The sequence below is a fragment of the Desulfocucumis palustris genome, from assembly GCF_002933875.1.
Lineage (GTDB): Bacteria > Bacillota > Desulfotomaculia > Desulfotomaculales > Desulfocucumaceae > Desulfocucumis > Desulfocucumis palustris.
Map to the genome: position 1 here is coordinate 1 of NZ_BFAV01000062.1, position 3,915 is coordinate 3,915.

At 48.3% G+C, this 3,915-nt stretch carries 4 protein-coding genes; all 4 read right to left on the bottom strand.

Annotated elements, in window-relative coordinates; all coding sequences use genetic code 11:
- Positions 1-149: 149 nt before the first annotated feature.
- The gene (locus DCCM_RS04925) at positions 150-974 is read right to left on the bottom strand and encodes a YkgJ family cysteine cluster protein (protein WP_104371342.1); all 825 of its coding nucleotides are present in this window, start codon (positions 972-974) and stop codon (positions 150-152) included.
- Positions 975-1,116: 142 nt separating this feature from the next.
- Complete coding sequence (spoVT, locus tag DCCM_RS04930; protein WP_104371343.1) at positions 1,117-1,653, bottom strand: stage V sporulation protein T; 537 nt, start codon at positions 1,651-1,653, stop codon at positions 1,117-1,119.
- 149 nt (positions 1,654-1,802) lie between these two features.
- On the bottom strand, positions 1,803-2,558 hold the full coding sequence (locus DCCM_RS04935) for a YkgJ family cysteine cluster protein (RefSeq protein ID WP_104371344.1): 756 nt from the start codon (positions 2,556-2,558) through the stop codon (positions 1,803-1,805).
- Positions 2,559-2,638: 80 nt separating this feature from the next.
- Complete coding sequence (locus tag DCCM_RS04940) at positions 2,639-3,607, bottom strand: LysR family transcriptional regulator (protein ID WP_104371345.1); 969 nt, start codon at positions 3,605-3,607, stop codon at positions 2,639-2,641.
- Between the last annotated feature and the right edge of the window lie 308 nt (positions 3,608-3,915).

The following is a 3,915-nucleotide window of genomic DNA, read 5'->3' on the forward strand; positions in this document are numbered from 1 at the left end:
AATAAACGTGTTGATAAACTACCGCCCGAGGCCGTTCAAAAAGCTCCAGATGCAAGGCGCGGCAAGGCCTCAAGCGGAGGCGTACTCATAGTACGTTGAGCATTGAGGCCGCAGCCGCAACGCAGCAGATGGACTTTTTCAACGGCCTCCTAGCCCCTTATCAATATATCCTTCATTTTGTCCATCATGCTGGAAGAACCCTGATCATCCAGCATTGCCGCTTTCGGACCAAAACCCAACCCCCCTGCCATGTCTGTAAGCACTGCTTTCAAAGCCGTCATGCGGCGCCGGTAGAACTCTTCATGCCCGACCTTTTCCACCTCGATACCCAGCCTCTCCCTTAACATGTCCGGACCAAAAAGCAAGGGAGCCATCATCCCGGCCACCGCCTGGGACATCCACACCCTGCTGTTCAGTTCAGAGGTGCAATAATTAATTACATCCATATACAAATCGAACATCCGGTACATTTCAACCGCGCCGGCATCGTCCAGCCATTCTTGCACTGTCCAGGCGCGCCCGCCCCTGTGGCCGAAACAAAAGGTCTGGCGGTCCACCAGAAAATATTTTTCTTCCAGGCCGCCCCCATCCTCCGGCGATTTGACCCTTACCGCCCGGCCCAGGGGATAGGTCCGGCAGTTTCTGGATCGCGCGGGATAAACCCGGCATTTCCCATCTTTTAACATAAAGATGCAGGGTCCTTTTTCAGCGTGCTTGAATCTTGCGAAAGGCCAGCCATATTCATGGTCCACCTCGTAAACGCAGTACTCCTGCAGAAATTCCCTGCCCGGAATCTGTAAATATCTGGCCATAATTTCCACATCCCAGGGGTCCAGCATAATGGATATGGTGTTGCAACAGCGGCCCATGCAGTCGTCCTGGCATTCAAAATTAAACTGGTGGTCCATGGCAAGCCCGGCCAAAGCGCCCTGCTCCAACTTTTCCTGTAAATCACGCCTTATTTTTTGCGACATTTCAATCTCCTCTCAATTAATGGCTTAAATATTGATTCTACACTGATTATTAATCAACCTTCACCCCCAAAACCATCCAAAGATCTCAAAGGGGCAGCCCGGCGGCTGCCCCTTTATGTATAATTACCCTTGGCCATTTTGATTATTGCTCCATTTGTCTTGCCAGAAACCCGGCGGCAGTTTCAGCCAGCTTGCTTTCCAGATTACCCATCTTGGCTCCTTCCCTGGAGGCTATAATAACTGTTCCAATGGGGTCACCGCCTGATATAATGGGAGCTATCACCGCGGAATTGCAGACCAGCCTGTCATCCGTGGTTATCATGATATTTTCCGCAAACATCTGCACCTTGCGTTTATCCATAACCTCCTCCACCAGCTGGTTTATAGTCTTGGTGCCGAAATCCTTGGCATTTTTTCCGGCCACGGAAACAACGGTATCCTTGTCGGTGATGACGGACAAATGACCCAGTGCCTCAAACAGTGATTCCGCGTACTCCTGGGCGAAAGCTCCCAGTTCCATGATGGGGCTGTATTTCTTCAGCATAATCTGCCCCCCGCGGTCCACATATATTTCCAAGGGATCTCCCTCTCTAATCTTCAGGTTCCTGCGCAATTCTTTGGGTATCACAACCCTTCCCAGATCATCGATGCGCCTGACGATACCTGTAGCCTTTGCCATTTTTATCCCCCTTGAAGTTATTATTTATTTTAATATACCCAAAACAAATATTATTAATTTATATGACCTTACAGTTATTATCAGTATAAATAAAATGATGCCCCGGAAGGTTTAAAACAATTCCCGGGGCACCGCTAAAGAAAAAAATATCAGCATTTGATCCTGGCCATCATTTTCTGCGCCTTTTTAAAATCAATACCTGATACCAGCCATTCCATCCCGAATTTCAACAACTCCACCTGGTGGTTTATTATTTTGTCAATTACTTCCCGGGGTACATTAAAGGATAGTCCGAAACTTTTTTTAGAAACAAATTCCCTGAATCTGTCCAGATTGTAGCAGGTGTTATAGAAAACCTCCAGCATATCGCGGTCCTTTTTCTTAAACCCGCTCAGCTTTAATTCCAGGGGTATCCGGCTAAATTCCTTTTCCACGGGGTCATAATTTTCCAGTCCCTGATCCCTCATCCAGCTAACGGCATCCCACTCCCGGTCCTCTTTAAGGCCGTGACAGAACTCCGGATCAAAGGCAATACTGAACCTGTCTTCACCCCTCAGATCCAAAGGCGCCATCCGGCAGGACCAGGGGCGCTGGTTGTAAACACCGCAGCCCTGGGGAGTAACAAAGGGGCAAAGCAAATCGGCTTCCTCTCTCATCTTAAGAATTACCACCGGAAAACCGGTATACCCGGCGGTAAGCAACACCGTATACTTTTCTAGAAATTCCCAGGAGGGAATCCCCAGCTGATCTTTTATTCTGAGCACATCGTATGGCGTGAGAAATATGTTAATGTCCCGACAGCATTTGCCGAAACACTGAAGATTCCGGTGACACATAAATCTAAATTTGTCCCTGGAAGTAAAAACATTTCCGTTGTTAATATTTAACTTTCCGGACACTTCCATATTATTTGCCTCCTTGCCCGCTCCGCTTAAAATTGCATTTAGCTATTATATATCAACTTGCCCGGGGTTACAACAGATGTTTAAGTTCGTCTCAGCTTCCCTCCGGGCAGGACATACCGTTTAAGTCCAGACCTGTTATCAATAGGAGAAACTGACAAGGCCGCACGTAAAAAATAATCTTCCAGCATATTGATGAATGATAACAGCGGCGGTGATATCCATTTGTCACGGTGATACATAAGCTGGGTAAACATATTGATTTCAGGCCCCGCCCAGTTGAGATCCGCCAGCCGTTTCAGCCGGAGCTCCCTTACCACCGCGGCCCGGGGCAGTAAAGCTATGCCAAGGCCGCTCATTACAAATTGTTTGATTGATTCCACGCTGTCGGACTCCAGGGTCGAGGACGGCTCAATCCTGTGTGCCGCCAGGTGGCTTTCCATCAACTCCCTGTAGCTGCACCCTTTCTCCGTAAACACCAGGCATTCTTCCGCAATGTCCCGGGGTTCCAGCCTGCCCTTGGCCACCAGGCGGTGGGCCGGCTCACCGATGACCACCATGGGCTCGGGCACCAGTTTTTTTGCCGCCAGATCATGCTCCTTCACCTGGCATTCCAGGGAAACCGCCACATCCACCGTGTTATCCCGCAGCCAGTTCCGAAAATTCAGGGGAGTGCCCAGCTTCAATATAAGTTTCACCTGGGGGTACTGCTGGCGGTACTGTTTAAAAAAATCAGGCAGCCGGAACACGCAAAGGGACTCCAGCACACCGATCCTTATGGTTCCCCGGGGCTCCGGAAATCCGGCAACGGCTTCCTGGGCCTCGGCAGCCAGCTTCAATATCTGCTCGGCATATTCCAAAAGTTTAACTCCCGCGGGGGTCAAAGCCACGGTTTTGCCAAGTCTCTCAAACAGGCGCGTTCCCAGCTGCTGTTCCAGGGAACGAATTTGAATGGTGATGTTTGACTGGGCATAGCCAAGCTTTTCCGCGGCCCGGCTAAAGTTTTTTTCCCGGGCTGCGGTGGTGAAAATTTGTAGTTGCCGCATTTCCATAATGCTGTACCTTTCTAAATAAAATTGAATAATATCATTAAAATATTCAATTTTACTTATATTAAACAACTATGCTAGAATCAGTCAAGCTCACCAGGAATACAAATAAAGTTTTCAACGCCAAAAAGTTTAATGGAATTTGTGCAAATATTCCAACAATTATCGGGATTAAATTACCGGGCCGGGTCACGGAACCGTCCCCTTGACTCACTCTAGGAGAGTGTTGAAAAAGTCCTGTTTTTCTTTAGTGATTACGCTATAAAAAGTTTATATTCGCTATATAACCTGAGAAAAGAAAGATAATTCCT

Excerpts from the sequence above, each read along its gene's own strand:
- DCCM_RS04925 (WP_104371342.1), bottom strand. The coding sequence starts at position 974 with ATGTCGCAAAAAATAAGGCGTGATTTACAGGAAAAGTTGGAGCAGGGC.
- spoVT (WP_104371343.1), bottom strand. The coding sequence starts at position 1,653 with ATGGCAAAGGCTACAGGTATCGTCAGGCGCATCGATGATCTGGGAAGG.
- DCCM_RS04935 (WP_104371344.1), bottom strand. The coding sequence starts at position 2,558 with ATGGAAGTGTCCGGAAAGTTAAATATTAACAACGGAAATGTTTTTACT.
- DCCM_RS04940 (WP_104371345.1), bottom strand. The coding sequence starts at position 3,607 with ATGGAAATGCGGCAACTACAAATTTTCACCACCGCAGCCCGGGAAAAA.